The organism is Klebsiella sp. 141161 (assembly GCF_050600815.1).
In the GTDB taxonomy this organism is placed as follows: Bacteria; Pseudomonadota; Gammaproteobacteria; order Enterobacterales; family Enterobacteriaceae; genus Klebsiella; species Klebsiella aerogenes.
On sequence record NZ_JAQIRN010000001.1, the window covers coordinates 106,182 to 121,896 of the forward strand.

14 protein-coding genes and 1 pseudogene are annotated in these 15,715 nt (G+C 53.1%); 10 read left to right on the plus strand and 5 right to left on the minus strand.

From position 1 onward, the window contains the following. The first annotated feature begins 81 nt into the window (after nucleotides 1-81). The 4 genes and pseudogenes from PGR79_RS00570 to PGR79_RS00585 all read left to right on the plus strand — a co-directional run bounded on the left by PGR79_RS00570 (nucleotide 82) and on the right by PGR79_RS00585 (nucleotide 3,282). Nucleotides 82-876 (plus strand): histidine phosphatase family protein, encoded by a 795-nt coding sequence (locus tag PGR79_RS00570; protein WP_430920785.1) that lies wholly within the window; start codon nucleotides 82-84, stop codon nucleotides 874-876. Nucleotides 877-937: 61 nt separating this feature from the next. After that, nucleotides 938-2,245, plus strand: a complete 1,308-nt coding sequence (locus PGR79_RS00575; RefSeq protein ID WP_430920787.1) for an OprD family outer membrane porin — start codon at nucleotides 938-940, stop codon at nucleotides 2,243-2,245. Between the two features lie 419 nt (nucleotides 2,246-2,664). After that, a pseudogene (locus PGR79_RS00580) lies at nucleotides 2,665-2,781 on the plus strand (hypothetical protein); the annotation flags it as partial. Nucleotides 2,782-2,829: 48 nt separating this feature from the next. Continuing rightward, nucleotides 2,830-3,282, plus strand: coding sequence for a nuclear transport factor 2 family protein (locus PGR79_RS00585; protein ID WP_113373393.1), 453 nt, complete (start codon nucleotides 2,830-2,832; stop codon nucleotides 3,280-3,282). Between the two features lie 119 nt (nucleotides 3,283-3,401). On the opposite strand, the gene PGR79_RS00590 is transcribed toward PGR79_RS00585, so the two are convergent. After that, nucleotides 3,402-3,878, minus strand: coding sequence for a hypothetical protein (locus PGR79_RS00590; protein ID WP_113373392.1), 477 nt, complete (start codon nucleotides 3,876-3,878; stop codon nucleotides 3,402-3,404). Beyond that, nucleotides 3,875-4,630, minus strand: coding sequence for a winged helix-turn-helix domain-containing protein (locus tag PGR79_RS00595; RefSeq protein WP_411324897.1), 756 nt, complete (start codon nucleotides 4,628-4,630; stop codon nucleotides 3,875-3,877). Before PGR79_RS00595 ends, PGR79_RS00590 begins: the two co-directional genes overlap by 4 nt. Nucleotides 4,631-4,932: 302 nt before the next feature. On the opposite strand from PGR79_RS00595, the gene PGR79_RS00600 reads away from it, so the two are divergent. The 5 genes from PGR79_RS00600 (at nucleotide 4,933) to PGR79_RS00620 (ending at nucleotide 10,778) form a co-directional block, all read left to right on the plus strand. After that, complete coding sequence (locus PGR79_RS00600) at nucleotides 4,933-5,682, plus strand: fimbrial protein (RefSeq protein WP_316423890.1); 750 nt, start codon at nucleotides 4,933-4,935, stop codon at nucleotides 5,680-5,682. Between the two features lie 76 nt (nucleotides 5,683-5,758). Further along, on the plus strand, nucleotides 5,759-6,265 hold the full coding sequence (locus tag PGR79_RS00605; RefSeq protein ID WP_015366620.1) for a CS1 type fimbrial major subunit: 507 nt from the start codon (nucleotides 5,759-5,761) through the stop codon (nucleotides 6,263-6,265). Nucleotides 6,266-6,339: 74 nt separating this feature from the next. Further along, complete coding sequence (locus PGR79_RS00610; RefSeq protein ID WP_411324898.1) at nucleotides 6,340-9,057, plus strand: TcfC E-set like domain-containing protein; 2,718 nt, start codon at nucleotides 6,340-6,342, stop codon at nucleotides 9,055-9,057. Between the two features lies 1 nt (nucleotide 9,058). Continuing rightward, nucleotides 9,059-10,216, plus strand: a complete 1,158-nt coding sequence (locus tag PGR79_RS00615; protein ID WP_213316067.1) for a CfaE/CblD family pilus tip adhesin — start codon at nucleotides 9,059-9,061, stop codon at nucleotides 10,214-10,216. 10 nt (nucleotides 10,217-10,226) lie between these two features. Further along, entirely contained in the window at nucleotides 10,227-10,778 is a 552-nt protein-coding gene (locus tag PGR79_RS00620; protein ID WP_213316068.1) for a LuxR C-terminal-related transcriptional regulator, read from the plus strand. Here the strand turns inward: PGR79_RS00620 and PGR79_RS00625 are convergent. Beyond that, nucleotides 10,761-11,684: a LysR family transcriptional regulator gene (locus PGR79_RS00625; RefSeq protein WP_430920791.1), complete on the minus strand. Its 924-nt coding sequence runs from the start codon at nucleotides 11,682-11,684 to the stop codon at nucleotides 10,761-10,763. The genes PGR79_RS00620 and PGR79_RS00625 overlap by 18 nt on opposite strands. A gap of 130 nt (nucleotides 11,685-11,814) precedes the next feature. On the opposite strand from PGR79_RS00625, the gene PGR79_RS00630 reads away from it, so the two are divergent. Next, nucleotides 11,815-13,203 (plus strand): MFS transporter, encoded by a 1,389-nt coding sequence (locus PGR79_RS00630; RefSeq protein WP_271032512.1) that lies wholly within the window; start codon nucleotides 11,815-11,817, stop codon nucleotides 13,201-13,203. A gap of 43 nt (nucleotides 13,204-13,246) precedes the next feature. On the opposite strand, the gene hpxK is transcribed toward PGR79_RS00630, so the two are convergent. Together hpxK and PGR79_RS00640 are read right to left on the minus strand one after the other, a co-directional pair. Further along, entirely contained in the window at nucleotides 13,247-14,473 is a 1,227-nt protein-coding gene (gene hpxK / locus PGR79_RS00635) for an allantoate amidohydrolase (RefSeq protein WP_430920794.1), read from the minus strand. After that, nucleotides 14,470-15,711, minus strand: a complete 1,242-nt coding sequence (locus PGR79_RS00640; protein ID WP_271032514.1) for a pyridoxal-phosphate-dependent aminotransferase family protein — start codon at nucleotides 15,709-15,711, stop codon at nucleotides 14,470-14,472. The genes hpxK and PGR79_RS00640 overlap by 4 nt, the downstream gene beginning before the upstream one ends. Between the last annotated feature and the right edge of the window lie 4 nt (nucleotides 15,712-15,715).

Genomic DNA, 15,715 nt, shown 5'->3' on the forward strand with positions numbered 1-15,715 from the left:
ACGTTTTCTTCTCCACCTGCATGCCAGGGCGCTGAAGAGTACGTAGGTTTTTTTTTGGCTATAGAAAAGGATTCTTATAAAATGAAAAAATTATTTCTGGGGGCCTTAATGGCTGTTACCGCCGTTACCAGTCCACTGCTGATGGCGAAAAGTAACGATAAAAATGACCAGGAGGTCATCAATATTTATTTTGCGCGTCATGGGAAAACGCTGCTTAATTCGTTTGACCGCGTGCAAGGTTGGATTGATTCCCCGTTGACGAAGGATGGGGTGCAGGTTGCTCAATATTTAGGTGAGGGACTCAAAGGGATAAAATTTGATCGTTTTTATTCCAGTGATGCGGGACGGCAGCGCGAAACCATGGCAGTGATTCTTAAACAGGCTGGCGTAACGGATTATCATTTAACCGAAATGACAGGCCTGCGAGAGGCGTTTTTTGGCGGTTTTGAAGGCGGTTATAATGTCGATATGGCCAATGCAGGCGCACACGCGCTAGGAATGTCGGACAGTAAAGCGCTTTTTAAGGCGATGAAAGCTGGCACACTTTCGGTAAGCGAAAGCCAGAACGCGCTGGCCAAGTCCGATCCAAAACAGCTAGCGGAAGACTATGAGCAAGTAAAAGTGCGGACACAAGCTGCGCTGGCAACTATGGTAGAAAATGCCCAAAAAGAGGGTGATAAAAATATTCTGGCCATTTCTTCAGGTACCGCGATTCAGATAATGATTTCCGATCTGACGGACGACCCGGCCAAAAATCTGCCATTGTCGAATGCTGCGGTGGTGAAAATCACTTATCACGATGGTAAATACAGTGTGCCAGAAATTGGCACCATGAAATACGTTGAAGCAGGCAAGGTTTCACTAAACCATAAATAATCTAACAGTTTAGTTTTCCGCCATAAATATGCTATGGCGGATCTTTTCTCAGGAAATAAAAATGTTTAAAAATATAACTGCCGCGTTAATAGTGTGCGGGCTGGTTACGCCTGTATGGGCCGCTACAGACGCTATTTTTGATGATCCTTTTTTTACTGACTCACAGCTCACTGTCTCTGCAAAGAATTACTGGAAGTATCTTAAAGAGGAAAATGCCAATCCTAAACATGTACACAACGCCTGGGGGCAGGGATTTTCAGCAGAATACCAGTCTGGTTATTTAGCCGATATTATCGGCTTCGATGTATCATATTATAGCGCGATAAAGTTGGGTGCTAGCGACTATTTCAACTCCCGCGGCGTGCTTTATAATAATGGTACAGGTAACAAAAAAAGCAACGCCGAAGGGTATTCAAAGTTTGGTCAACGTAATGTGAAGCTTAACTACACGCTTTCTGGGGCTCAGTTAAACGCGCGCTGGGGATGGCAGATGCTGAAAAATTATGGCGTTATTTCAACGTCCAACCGGCTTTCTCCAACAACGTATTCCGGCGTAAGCAGTGCTGTAAGCTACGGCCCATTTACCATAAGAGGGGCCTGGCTTGAAAATTCCATGGACAGAAACTCACCAGATAAAAAGCGATTTCAGACCAATACCGGTGAATATATTAGCCACCTGGCAAGCGGAGAAATTCTCTGGCGGGGGAAAAATTTTGATGCACAGTATGCTTATGGTGAGAGTAAAAACTACCTGCAACGGCAACTGCTGTTTACTCAGTTTCGGGCGGATTCGCAGCTAACGATTGGAACGCAAGTCTACGGCACCCACGCGTTGGAAAGTTACCGCGCAATGCCTGCGAGCAAACGGGATTTTGACAATAATGCGTGGCATTTTGCGCTGGATGCGACCTGGAAAGGTGAACGCTGGAATAGCAAAATGGGTGTAGGCTACACCAATGCTAAAAAAGCAGGTGAAGTCGGGTTTTATCCACGCCACATGAGTAAAAATTCCCGGGGAACATTTATTTCCATGGCCTACGCTGGCGACGATTACATGCGTGATGGGGAACTGGTGCTGGCGAACATCACCGAATATCGGTTAACGCCTGAATTAGCCGTGGGCCTGGCGGGAAACATCGGGCAATTTAACTATAAAGGGAATCACGTGCGCACCGGGGAGATCAATGCCTTTAGCCGTTGGGTTCCAACGCAGTCTATGTTTAAAAACTTCACTTTTTGGGCGATGTTCGGGCCAGGATGGTCATACAAGACGCAGGGAAAAACGCCAGTCCTTACGGATGGCCATTATACACGTACAAACACGCTGTCGTCGGAAGTGATCATGGAATATCGATTCAAGGTGTTCTGATCGAGATGACATGGCGAGGACGAAGCCGTCCGGGAGCGATGGCGAACGATGAGCCGTGAAAACGCCATGTTGAGAATGATATTGTAGACGCGGACAACGACATAATGATGTTGTTGTCCGCGATGTAATCTGACAGCCGGAGATGATTGTTGGAGAAAGAAAGCGACATGTCTGATTGCGGATATCATGAAGGCTGAAAGGCACTCGTCGCAGACGGAGCAACGATAGATGACCAGTTTGATTGGATAGCTACTAGAACGGAACAAGCACAGGCCAGCAATAATGCACAACGTTAAACACCGTTATCCGCCACACGTCATGTAAGTGCGCATAATGTATATTATGTTAAATTCATTTAATCACACGTACCGATGTCCTCATCAGCCTATGACCTAACGATTTGAACCACCCCTTCTTAATTGAACAAGCAACTTGATCTAAACGAGTCGATGCCGCAAATTCAAGATGCCATTTTGTTCAGAAAGAATTACCTCAATCAACTACCAACCCAACTGGCTGTTAAGTTCGTTGGGAGTCACCTGTCAGGCCTGGCACCTGACATCAAAACCATCGCAGGAGGATCAATGCTGAAAAAACCTATCGTTGCCCTTTCATTGTTTTTCGCTCTGACGCCCGCCGTTTTTGCGGGCAATAGTGAAAGTGAACTGTTGAATAAAAAGAATGTCATTGATTTTTATAATAAAGCTTTGAACGATAAAGACTTCTCCGCCGCCAGGCCATATCTCGGGGATCGTTATGTACAGCATAACCCGATGGCAAAAGATGGAGTGGAAGGCTTCGAGCAGTTTATCGCTTTTCTGAAGAGTAAATATCCCGACTCGCACAGCGAAATTAAGCAGGCGTTTGTCGACGGAGATAACGTGATCTTGCACGTTGAAGTGACCGGTCGTGAACCTGGCGTTACGCGGGCTATCGTGGATATCTTCCGCCTTAACGAACAGCACAAAATCGTTGAGCATTGGGATGTTACCCAAAACGTCCCGCCAAAAACCGCCAGCGGCAACGGCATGTTCTAAAATCCGGGCTGAATCCTTCTGCTAACGCTCTCGCTTTCCCTTATTCTCGCCCTTCCCTTGTCGGCAGATTCTCTAACCGTAAAAGGAGAATACCACCGGTATTCTCCTTCGTTTATGTGTTAATCACCCCGGCATATATAAGTGGGATAATGTCGGTCCTGGATCAGCCACACCGATGGCGAAACCTCGGAGATGGTCAGATAGTAACGGGCGGTTGGATTGGCGAAGCTTCCCCATTGCGCATCCGGCGTGTTGTCATTGTGCCTGCGCCAGGTTTTGGTATAGCTCAGTACCACCACTTTATCATCCTCCCGCCGCGACCAGACAAAATCGACGTCTCTGTCGACGATCATGCTCTGGCCATTTGCCCAGGCGGCCCCTTTATAGGCTGTCAGGCCAGTGCCGTCGCGGTGAAAATAGAACTGAGCAACGGTATTAACCCGCACTTCACTGGCCTTACCTTCGTTGCGCGTAAAATTAAACACTGTACTGCAGGCCAGTACATCCCGCTTACCAACACCGGTGGAACAATAATAAAGCGCCAGTGCGCCACCTAACAGAAAAATGCTGAGGCCGCCGATGAGTTTAATTTTCATTTCTCAGCCCCGCTTTTATAACGAATGGTTTTACACAAACTGTCTTTATTGACCGGGCATGCGCCGATAAACACTTCATCCGCCGCGACAAGGGAAAAACGAACGCTGAAATAATAGACGCTGTACTCTTCTCGCTGGCACGCCACGTTGTTTTTATCCAGCAACGCGGCTAATTTAGATAGCACCAGCGGTCGCCCATGATCGTTAATAAGCCAGATGCTACATTTTGCAATTTTTTGCTCAACGGGCTTTAGCTTTAGCGGAGTCGTTATATTCTGCTGCTGGCGAATAATTATACCAATGCCGAATACCGACGCTAATAATGCCGTAAATACCAGCCACCATTTCAGACGTGGTCGCTGCTGCCACTTTTCAGTTTTTTGTGTCTTCGGTTGAGGTTCGCTGACGTAATTGTTTTGCGCAGGTTGAAAAATAACATCCGCATCAAACCGGAAACCATATCGCGGTATGGTCACAATCAATTCATGATGTTCTCCCAACGCCTGGAAACTTTTGCGTAACTCACTTATCGCTTTGTTGAGATTATTTCCCGAGGGCGTAAAACCAAACTCTTGCCATACGCGGGTAATCAACTCCTCACGGCTGAGTTCGCTTCCTTTATGACGAATAAACTCCTGTAACAGACGCACGGCGGGTGCCGAAAGCGTTAATACGGATTCAGGTTGTCCAACAACACTTATTGTGTGAGCTTCAGGATCAAATAACAACGAATTGTTGCATATAAAAAACATATTTCACTCTCATCTGTTGCCGCTTGCTTTTAATCCTTGTAACAGCAGGCAAGAAAGCCCTTCTGAATTAGCTTGTTTTTTCATCAGTGGGAATTTTCTTAAGCCCTTTAGGATTTGGCATTTTCTTTTAACTATACAACTTTAAAGTCCGGATTGCAGGATAAAGAACTGTATTTTTTGAGTTAACTAATACAAATTTTCACAACCTGCTGTTCCGGTTAAAGTTTCCCTGTCCTGAAGCGATACGAAAGCAGACGGTGTCGTGGTGTCAAAACGTTGTACATGAACTCAGAGCAGGCAGAATGAATGTGAAAGTAAAAAACAGAGTAAACAAATCCACTGCGCTTTATCTCGCTGCCTTGTCGATGTCATTTTTCGCAGAAATGACACAGGCCAATATGAGCGTCTACCCGATGGAACTTAACGTCGACAGTTCCGGGACGGCCCAAATCAGAGTGGCCTCTAAAAGCGATGATATTCAGTTCATTCGGGTGAGGCAAAAGAAAATTCTTAATCCGGGTACGCCACAGGAAAAAGAAGTTGAGATGGCAGCCTGGAAAGACGGAGGCGTTGTCGTCACCCCTGAAAAATTTGCTTTAGCGGCAGGCGCTTTACGTATCGTAAGGCTGGTTTCTCTGACGCCGCCAGAAAAAGAGAGTACCTGGCGCGTTTATTTTGAAGGTGTAAAACAGCCGGATAGCATTCTGCCAGTACAATCTTCGGGGACGCCGGCTTCGGCCAAACTCGGCGTTAACGTTATCTGGGGAGCATTGGTACATTTGGCGCCGGAAAAGCCGCTGGTTTCCCTGCGAATAAATCCCGCGTCAGGAACATTAAAAAATGATGGCACGTTGCGGGTACCGTTGAAAGAAATTGGCGCATGCGATGTTAATGATAAATGCCAATGGTTTAAAGAAGACGCGACCATTTATCCTGACACTGAGCGAAAGTTAAAAGTGCTCGCTAAGGCTCGCGGCCAAAAATATAAATTCCGCTATTTCAACTGGATTAATAAAACAGCTGAAGAAGCAGACTTACCCGTCGTGCAATAACACGACATCACTGTCAAAACCACGAGTGGTTTGTTTAAAGAGCTAATGGAGCTCGTTTATAAATATGGAGATATCAATGAAGAAGTATATTAAACCTCTGATGATCGTTGCTGCGATGTCTACTGCGTTCAGCGCAATGGCTATTCAGAAGGATATTACGGTTAATGCCAACGTCGATTCCCAGTTGGATATGACCCAGGCCGATAATACGCCGTTACCTGCCAGCATCGATATGCAATATCTGCCGGGCCGTGGGCTGGAAAGCTACCGTCTCAATACCAAAATCTGGTCGAACTCAGCCACCAGCAACGTCAAAGTCCGTCTGGTTAGCGCAGCGAATCTGACCAATGAAGATGGCGCCGAGACGGTACCGATGACCGTAAAACTGGGCGATAAAACCCTGAACACTACCGATGCAGAATTTACCGGCAGCGAGCTGTTCCCGGGCAGCGTTGAAAACGGTTCTGCGGTCCTGCCGCTGACCATCTCTCAGACCACCAAAGGCATTCTGAAAACCGGTCAGTACAGCGGCGTGGTGAGTCTGATGCTGACTCAGGCGACCACCGCGGAAGGCGGCGCGTAACCCCACAATACGTATAAGGAAGTACATCAGAGGGCGCCTGCCCTCTGATGTCAGGATGACGTCGAGGCTCGTTCATGGCTTTTCACAGAAATGCTCTTCTTTTTGTCGTTTTGTTACCTGCTTCCGTTCAATTAGCCAGCGCCAGTATCGTCGTACCTGCGGGTTTTGAAGATCTGGCGAAAACGCAGCGCCTGTGGACAGAAGTCAGTCTGTATGGCGCGTCGCTTGGCCTGTTTGAAGCCGATATCACGCTTGAAACGGTAACCTTTGTGGCGCCGGAAACGCTCATCGCGGCAATTAAGCGTCAGTTCAACGATGATCCTGCCTTGATCGCCTCTGTGACCGGCGCCCTTTCCTCTCCGCTTGCGCGTAACGGCAATCTCGCCTGCAGCAGCAATGGTTCCGCGGCGGGTTGCGATTTTATCGACACCAAAAGCGTGGCCCTGATTTATGACGAGAATAACGCCCGTATTAACCTGTTTTTCGACAGGCGGTATCTACCGAAACAAACGGCGGAAAATCAGTGGTATCAGCCTACGCGCAATACTGAGAACGCGCTGATCCACCAGCAAAATATCAACTTCGTGGCCGATGAAGACTATCAGTCGATGACCGTGCAGGGAAACGGCGCGCTGGCCATGACTGAGAATGGGTATTTTAACCTCGACTGGACCTGGCTTGGGCAGCGCTCTCGCCATCAACAGCAGCAGGAGATCACGGTCAATAATGCCTGGTTCCGTCAGGATCTGTGGCATGAATATTACGTTCAGTTAGGTGAAATGGATACGCGCGATCTCTTCAGCGCGGCTGGCGGCAATATCAACCTCAGCCAGCTACCGATTGGAAAAATTCGCGGTCTGCGTACCGGCTCGACGCGAGCGTGGATCAACCCCGTTCAGCAGTCCAGTGGAACGCCCATTACGGTGCTGCTTTCCCATGACGCGCGTATCGACGCCCGCCGAGGCAATCAACTGCTGGCCAGTTTTTATCTTAATGCCGGGGCGCAAACCCTGGACACCCGTTCGTTTCCGGACGGGAGCTATACCGTGACGCTGGCGATTTATGAAAACAACCGCCTGACCCGCACCGAGCAGGTTCCGTTTACCCGCACCGGCATCACGCCATTCGACCGCGTCGAGTGGTTTATGCAGGCCGGTGAAACCGATAACGACGATATGAGCGACGAACGCAGCGCCGTGGCGCAAGCGGGCATTCGCCTGCCGGTGACATCTACGCTTGCGGTCACCAGCGGCGCAACGGTGAAAAAGAACCAGCGTTTTGTGGAAAGCGCCGTCGACTGGAGCCGCGGATTCAATACCGGCCCCATTGATGGGGTGCTCAGCACACGCTTTAGCTACCTTTATGGCAGCCAGGGCCAACGCGGCAATATCCAGCAAATCAGCTATAACGATGGCTTTTCACTGAGCTTTTATCGCAATGCCTTATCGGCCGACAACTGTAATTCCAACAGTACCGGATTTGACGCGGTGAATGGTTGCTACCGAAGCCTTTCGGTGATGTTCTCCGTTCCTGTCGGTTCGTGGTATGCCAACCTGGGTTATTCCGATAACCGCAATGAAGGCCGTTATGTCTCGCGGCGTGAATTACCGAATAATGACGATCGGCGCGACGACGGTTTGCCCTGGGAATCGGTGTATATGACCCGTTCCCGTTCGCAGGCATGGCAGGCCGGACTCAGCAACGCGTTCAGCACCCGCGGATTGAATATCAACAGCAGCATAAACCTGTTTATGCGTAACGATCATTTTGGTGATGGTAAGGATAAAGGCGGCTTCCTCAGCGTAAGCCTGTCGCTGGCACATAATCGTCAGGGCGATGCCTCCAGCTACACCTCGGTGGGAGCCACGTGGCAACAGCAGAAGCATGAAAAAAATCAGCTCAACTATAACGTCGCGCACAACTGGTACACCGACGCGCGCGGTGAAAATGAGTATGGTCTCAACGCATCCGGGATTAATAGCGACTCGCTGAATACTTCAGCCTATACCCGTCAGGGCGGCCGATTTGGTAACGGAAGTTTGACCGTCAGTGATTCGTGGGATCGCCAGGATCATCGCCACCGGTTCAGCAGCAGCGGAAACTACAGTTCTACGCTGGCGTTATCTCGTTCCGGCCTGTGGTTTGGCCGCTGGGGGGACGGACGCCCGGCGTCAGCCATTGCGGTCAATGTCGCCACACCGGAAGCGACTCCTGATTCTCGCATAGCTGTATCGCTTGATAACAGCGGTAGCGCCGATATCCCGGCAAACGCCCGTGCGTTGTTCGCCCTGCCCGGCTATCAGCAAACCACGCTGACTATTAATGAGTCGACGGACATTTCCCACGGCGCCAACAGTGAAATCACGCAGGGCTCAGGAAGCAGAACGGTATTTATGGTGCCAGGAAAAATGCTGCACAGAGAGGTGCAAACCACCACGCGTTATACCTGGCTTGGCCAGTTGACCGATGAACAACATACGCCGTTTATCGGCGGCATGCCGCTCAATGTCAGCGGCTGGAGCGATTTAGGTAATGGCGGCTTTAGTGCGGAAAGCGACAGCCTGATCCAGTCGCTCTACCTGGTGAAACAACAGCAGTTTTACCAGTGTGCGCTGAAGGTGAAGACCATGCGAGACGTCGTGCGCTATGTCGGCACGGTGACCTGCGAAGAACTGACTTATTCCGCGTTACCGGAAACCGTGCAGCAGCAGGCGCAACTGTTGCTGGCTGGCCGTACGCCGGCGGTCAGCCCAACGGCGATGAATAACTCTACTCTCTCTACAGGAAAATGATGTGATAACGCGTCTTTTGATTTTACTGCTTGCCTGCATCTGTTTTACCGAGGCTCAAGCCGCTAGTCCTGCCGGCAGGAATACCAGCGTGGCGTTCGCCTTCGATCGCCAGTCTCCTCCTGCCCGCCTGGATATCTGGCTACACGAGTCCGGCGGTTATGATACGAGCGATCCGCAAAAATGGGGACGAAATACCCTGACCTGCCAGTCGCGTACCGATACAACCTATGGCGCCTGCATGACCGCGCCGGTATGGTTTTCGGCGAACCCGGCCGCGCCCTATCCGATAAACCTGCGTTTTACCCACGCAATAACCAACAAAACGGTGGACGTAAAAGTCTATGGCGAACACCGTATGTTCATCAATAACAAAACCTTTATCTTCGCCAGCTACGTAACGGGCGGTACAGAAGATTTGCCAGCCTGGAACAGTGCGCCCTATTTTGATTTTTACATCGTCCGTAGCGAATTAAACAAACTCGATCAGGCCGGGATCTGGACGGCCACGCTGAGGCAGGATTTGCGCGAATGGGGCACCGCCAACTGCGGCGGTAACTTTAATAACGTCAACATTGGCTGCCCAGGCTACCTCACCCTTGCTAAGTGGCAAGCAAACCTGCGTGTTGAGGTGGTCGATCCGGGCAACCAGCAGATTTATTTACCGGCATTTCCGCACTCCACGCCGGTGGTGAACCTCAACCTCACCAATTTCCCGGGCAGACCCGGCGGCAGTGAGATTAAGGGCGAAAACTCGCTGGATATGTGCCTCTATGATGGCAATAACAGCACCAGCTCGCGGGCATTTCTACGCTTCGAGGACGATGGGCTTGACGCGACCGGGCGTGCCGAAGGGGCGTTTTCTATCCGGCGACGGGGGGGCAGCCAGACAGACCCAAGAGATCGTCTCGATTATCAGGTGCTGGTGACCAACCCGACCACCGGCGCAACTGAAGTTGCCGCTAACGGTAAAACGTTGACCTGGGAGGGTACCAACAATCGCCGCTATTTGCGCCAGGTTGTCCTGCCGGGCGGCCGCGAAAGCGTGTTATGCATCCCGGCGCCCATTACCCTGAAAACCCCCGCCTTTGCCGCCAGCAGCAAAAACGCGGGTGACTATACCGGTACGTTACGCGTTATCTATACCCCCAGTACGTTATAAAGAGGCCACTGTGAGCTACGTTGTTCTTGATAATAATCGCTTTTATGCGGAGGGGCTGCGTTACGCCCTTCTCCGTCGTAACCTTACGATGGAAGTGCATAGCGGCACGGTGCAGTGGCAGCCCTTACTGTTAGAGAGCACGACGCTGGTTATTCGCTGCCGTTTCTCCATCAGCGGCACGCATCAGTCGCTGGTTGATATTTTGCTTTCCCTGGAAGCCCATTGCTGGCGAGGAACGGGCTATCTGGTGTGTAATGAAAAAAGCTGGGGGCTGGCCACCTATCTACGCAAGCGTTTTGAAACCTTAACGTTGCACATCATCGATGACCGGATCTCCGTGGCGGATGCCGCCTGGCTGTTATCTAAAGAGCCAAGGCGGATCCGCACCCTGCGCTGCTGCCTGACCGAGATGGAATTTAACGTCCTCGACAGGCTGGTTAAGGGGCAGTCGGTAAGATATGTCGCGCACATGACGAAGATGAGTGAAAAACAGGTCTCGACCTATAAATGTAACGCCCTGAAGAAACTCAATGCCAATAATCTTCTACAGCTTCTGGTGTAACGACTTGTCCACGCGGCATATCGCCACAATTTTCTCTCTGAGCCAGCGGTGAGCGGGATCGCGTTCAATTCTCGGATGCCACATTTGCGAGACGGTAATCCGCCGGCTTTTAAACGGCAGCTCAAAAAGATGTACCTGCTCCATGACCTGCTGATTGACTAAATAGAGAGCGGGGATCATGGCGATAAGATCCGATTGCAGCGCCACGGAAAGCGCGGTCGGAAATCCGGGGACGACGCTGGCGATTTTGCGTTTCATGCCGAGCTCGGCCAGCACATCATCGACGGACCCGTGCAGCGTACCTTCTGGTGAGGCCACCACATGACCCCAGGCGACATAATCCGCCACGGTTATCTCTCTCAGGGCGGCCAGCGGGTGCCCCTTACGCACCACCCCCACAAACCGATCTTCAAATAGCCGTTGCAGTCGTATTTCAGGCCCCATATTGCTCTGGACGCCAATCTCCAGATCGACCAGCCCTTCCCGTAGATAGCGTGACGTTTTTTCGGGCTTAGGCGCAAAGCGTAGACAAACATTGGGCGCGGCTTCGGCTACTGCCGCAATGAGCGAAGGGCCAAACGCCACCACAAAACCATCGTTTGCCCTGATGGTGAAAAGACGCTCCAGATTTTGTACGTTGAGCGCTTCGGCCGCTGGCTGCAGCACCGCCTTCGCCTCGAGGACCGCGCGACGGGCGCGATCGCGGGTCGCCTCCGCCCACGGCGTTAGCACCATGTTACGCCCGGCGCGAACCAGTATCGGATCTCCGGTGACGTCGCGTAACCGGCTTAGCGTGCGGCTCATGGCTGACGTACTGAGATTCAAACGACGTGCTGCGCCCGCCACGCTGGCTTCGTTCAGTAATACATCGAGTGCAATCAATAAATTAAAATCGGGGTCTGTCATGACCACAACTCCTGCAACCTTCAGATAAGGCGTTTAATGCAACTATAGAGTGTAAATGGTGCGCCTTCCGCCCGGTAAAAGCCAACTTTATAGTTTCGTCATCCAGATATCCTCTGCAGGAGACAACACGATGACACTATTTTCCAGCCAACCTGGCGATGACGGCCTACCAGGCCCGGCGCGAGCGCGGGTAATGGCCGCGATAATGACCACCACCTTAATGGGCGTCTTTGATGGCACTATGGTAAACATTGCTCTGCCGTCGATGGCGCAGGAACTGCAGGCGTCAGCCAGTACCGCCATCTGGTTCGCCAACGGGTATCTGCTGGCGGCGGCGATGACGCTGGCGATATTCGCCGCGCTGGCGGCGCGTTTCGGCTACCGCCCGGTGTTTCTGGCCGGACTGACGACATTTATTGTGGCATCAGCAGGTTGCGCGCTGGCGACGACGCCTGAGCTGCTCATCGGCATGCGGGTGCTGCAGGGGATCGGCGGCGCGGCAACGCTCAGTATCGCACCCGCCATATTGCGCTCCGTTTTTCCGGCGCGACTGCTGGGGCGTATTCTCGGGATACACGCCCTGCTTATCGCTTCGAGCTCCGCCATCGGGCCGGTACTGGGCGGCACGATCCTGCATACTTTGAGCTGGCAATGGCTGTTTGCAATAAACGTGCTCCCCGGTACCCTCGCCCTACTGCTGGCGGTCAGATCGCTCCCGCGGCCGACAGTTGGCGGGCAAGCCGCTTTCGATACGCCCGGAGCGATATTGTCGGCGCTGCTATTGGGTTCAACGATCATGGCGGCGAATAGCATGCAGAGCGCTTCGCATCATATCGATAGTCTGTACTGGACGTTACTTGCGGCAATAAGCGGCACCGCCTTTATCTGGCGCATCCGGCAGACGGACAACCCGCTGCTGCCGCCTGCGATGTTTAAGAATGAACGCTTTACCCTTTCGGCCTTTACGTCGCTGATCGCCTTCGTAAGCCAGGGGATCACTTTTATTGCGCTGCCGTTCCTGTTCCAGAACGAGTATGGCTATAGTCCGGTGCTCTCGGCGCTGCTGTTTACTCCGTGGCCATTAGGGATAGTGCTGATCGCACCGCACGCCGGCCGCTGGGCGGACTCAATCTCCGCTCCGCTCATCTCGACGCTGGGATTGATGATTTTTGTCGCGGGTTTAATCCTTCTGGCGATGCTGCCCGCTACGCCCGCCGCGTGGGATATCTGCCTGCGGAGCCTGGTATGCGGTATTGGCTTTGGCTGCTTCCAGAGCCCGAATAACCGGGAAATGCTGTCAAACGTGAGTCGCGAACAGGCGAGCTATGCCTCAGGCGTTTTATCCATCATGCGCACGTTCGGGCAGTGTCTGGGCGCCGCCGTGATGGGCGTACTGTTGGCAAAAGACGAAAGCGCCGTTCATCTTGCGCTGTGGATTGCCGCCGCGGCCTCGGCGTTGTCGGTGGCCGTTAGCGCCAGCCGACTGCGGAGAATAGCTTTTCCTGCGGGAGCGGAATAAGTTTGCGGCGCATCCCCGAAAAGAGGATGCGCCCGTTAGTGATTTACCCGGCAAGTTTTATCACTGTCCGGCTAAAGGCATCAATGGCCAGTTCGACATCTGCTTCGCTGACCGATTCCGCCGGATGGTGACTAATTCCCCCTTTGCAGCGCACAAACAGCATCCCCACCGGCCAGCGTTCCGCAATGGCAATCGCATCATGTCCGGCGCCGCTTGGCAGCGTCAATGCCGCTCCCTGTACCTCGCATACCGCTTCGGCAATCACCGCCTGTAATCGCGGATCGCAGGCGGTTGCCGCTATGCGATAGAACTCCTCAGCGGCAAACTGCAGGCCGCGACGCCCGGCAATCTCTGCGGCGGCCGCCAGCAATGGCTCCAGTAATGCATCGAGCGGTTGATCCTGCGGACCGCGGATATCCAGAGTCAACGCGGCCTCGCCGGGAATGACGTTGACCGCCGCCGGCGAGCAGCGCAATGTCCCGACGGTGGCGACCAGGTTGCCTCCCTGCTGGCGCGTCGTGCTCTCAATATACAGCATCCACTCCGCGGCGGCGGCAAGCGCGTCCCGGCGCTGGTCCATCGGCACCGTGCCTGCATGACCTGCCTCGCCGGTAAAACAGCAATTGAGCCGCCGCGCGCCGTTGATCGCCTCGACCACGCCGAGTGCCGAACCGGCCTGTTCCAGCCTGGGCCCCTGCTCGATATGCAGTTCCAGATAGGCGGAAAAATCTTCCGCCGGGCGCGAGGCTGAATGGACGCGTGATGGATCCAACCCGGCGCTGACCATCGCCTGCGTCAGGCTAATGCCTTCGGCATCGCGCTGGTCCAGCCAGGTTTGCGGCCAGCTTCCCGTCAGCCCCTTGCTGCCCAATAGCGTGATACCAAAGCGCGTTCCTTCTTCATCGCAGAAGCCGACGATTTCGATGGCCTGCGCCAGGCGGCGCGCCTGATTATGTAAGCTCTGCACCACTTCAATGGCGGCTAACACCCCCAACATGCCATCATATCGCCCGGCGTTGCGTACCGTATCGAGATGCGATCCGAGCAAAATCGCCGGCGCCCCTTCTTCTCTGCCTTCATAGCGCCCGCAAATATTGCCGACGCTGTCCTGCCAGACAATCATGCCTGCCTGACGCATCCACTGTGCAACCTGCTGATTAGCTTCAAGATGTTGTGGCGAAAGGTAAACCCGCGTCAGGCCTTCCGGCGTTTCGCTTATCGCCGCTAATCTCTCTGCCCGCGCCATCACTCGCGCTGCGGCCAGGTTCATAGCGGTTTCTCGCTGCGATAATGATCCCACGCCGCCTGCATGGCTGCCCCTTGCGTGGTGGGGAATTTCAGGTAATTGAGTACTGATTCCAGCGCGCTGAGGGTGGTCATGACGCAATCTTTTCGCGCGTTGTAACCCATTGTGCCTATACGCCACACTTTGCCGTGCAGCGGGCCGAATGAGGTGCCAATCTCAATGGCGAAATCTTCCAGCATCAGTTGGCGTACCTGGTCGCCATTAATGCCCTGCGGGATGATCACGCCCAGTACGTTATTCATTTTGTGTTGCAGGTCGCCAAAAATTTTCAGCCCCATCGCCTGAATCCCTTTCACCAGCGCGTCGCCGTGTAGTTTGTGGCGGGCAATGCCGTTATCGAGCCCTTCTTCAAGCATCAGGCGCGCGCATTCGCGGGCGGCGAACAGTGCGGATGTCGCTTCAGTATGATGGTTAAGGCGTTCTGGCCCCCAGTAATCCATCACCATCCCGAGATCGAAATAGTTGGAGTAAACCATCTCATCGACGCCATCAAGGTGCTCGGCGGTGCGGATCCCCTGCTCAACGCATTTACGTCGACGAATAGTCTCTTCCATCCGCGGACTCAGGGTAATGGGCGAGGTGCCGGAGGGGCCGCCGAGGCACTTTTGCATTCCCGCCGATACCGCATCCAGCCCCCAGGCATCGGTCTCAAGCGCATTGCCGCCCAATGAGGCGGTGGCGTCGGTATAAAACAGCACATCATAACGACGGCAGATCTCGCCCAGCTCCGCCAGCGGCTGCAGCATGGTGGTCGAGGTGTCTCCCTGCACCGTCAGCAGCATACGTGGACGCACCCGTTTGATCGCATCTTCAATCTGCTCGGGAGAGAACACTTCACCCCACGGCACCTCAATGGTATGCACTTCCGCCCGGCAGCGGCGAGCAATTTCACATAACAGATGGCCAAAGCGGCCAAATACCGGCACCAGTACTTTGTCGCCGGGGCGGATCGCGGAGATCAGAATGGCTTCAATCCCCGCCCGTGAGGTGCCATCCACCAGCATGGTCCAGCGGTTGCTGGTGCGGAATACCCCGCGGTATAACGCCATGACTTCGTTCATATAGTGCGTCATAGCCGGATCGTATTGGCCGATAAGCTGGCTGGACATCGCGCGCAGGACGCGCGGGTCGGCGTTGATCGGCCCCGGCCCCATCAGCAGACGATGCGGAGGATTGATTGGTGAAAATTGAGCGATATCCATCGTA

What these genes read in the sequence shown, in the direction of transcription:
- PGR79_RS00570 (WP_430920785.1), top strand. Translation starts at nt 82, where the DNA reads ATGAAAAAATTATTTCTGGGGGCCTTAATGGCTGTTACCGCCGTTACC.
- PGR79_RS00575 (WP_430920787.1), top strand. Translation starts at nt 938, where the DNA reads ATGTTTAAAAATATAACTGCCGCGTTAATAGTGTGCGGGCTGGTTACG.
- PGR79_RS00585 (WP_113373393.1), top strand. Translation starts at nt 2,830, where the DNA reads ATGCTGAAAAAACCTATCGTTGCCCTTTCATTGTTTTTCGCTCTGACG.
- PGR79_RS00590 (WP_113373392.1), bottom strand. Translation starts at nt 3,878, where the DNA reads ATGAAAATTAAACTCATCGGCGGCCTCAGCATTTTTCTGTTAGGTGGC.
- PGR79_RS00595 (WP_411324897.1), bottom strand. Translation starts at nt 4,630, where the DNA reads ATGTTTTTTATATGCAACAATTCGTTGTTATTTGATCCTGAAGCTCAC.
- PGR79_RS00600 (WP_316423890.1), top strand. Translation starts at nt 4,933, where the DNA reads ATGAATGTGAAAGTAAAAAACAGAGTAAACAAATCCACTGCGCTTTAT.
- PGR79_RS00605 (WP_015366620.1), top strand. Translation starts at nt 5,759, where the DNA reads ATGAAGAAGTATATTAAACCTCTGATGATCGTTGCTGCGATGTCTACT.
- PGR79_RS00610 (WP_411324898.1), top strand. Translation starts at nt 6,340, where the DNA reads ATGGCTTTTCACAGAAATGCTCTTCTTTTTGTCGTTTTGTTACCTGCT.
- PGR79_RS00625 (WP_430920791.1), bottom strand. Translation starts at nt 11,684, where the DNA reads ATGACAGACCCCGATTTTAATTTATTGATTGCACTCGATGTATTACTG.
- PGR79_RS00630 (WP_271032512.1), top strand. Translation starts at nt 11,815, where the DNA reads ATGACACTATTTTCCAGCCAACCTGGCGATGACGGCCTACCAGGCCCG.
- hpxK (WP_430920794.1), bottom strand. Translation starts at nt 14,473, where the DNA reads ATGAACCTGGCCGCAGCGCGAGTGATGGCGCGGGCAGAGAGATTAGCG.
- PGR79_RS00640 (WP_271032514.1), bottom strand. Translation starts at nt 15,711, where the DNA reads ATGGATATCGCTCAATTTTCACCAATCAATCCTCCGCATCGTCTGCTG.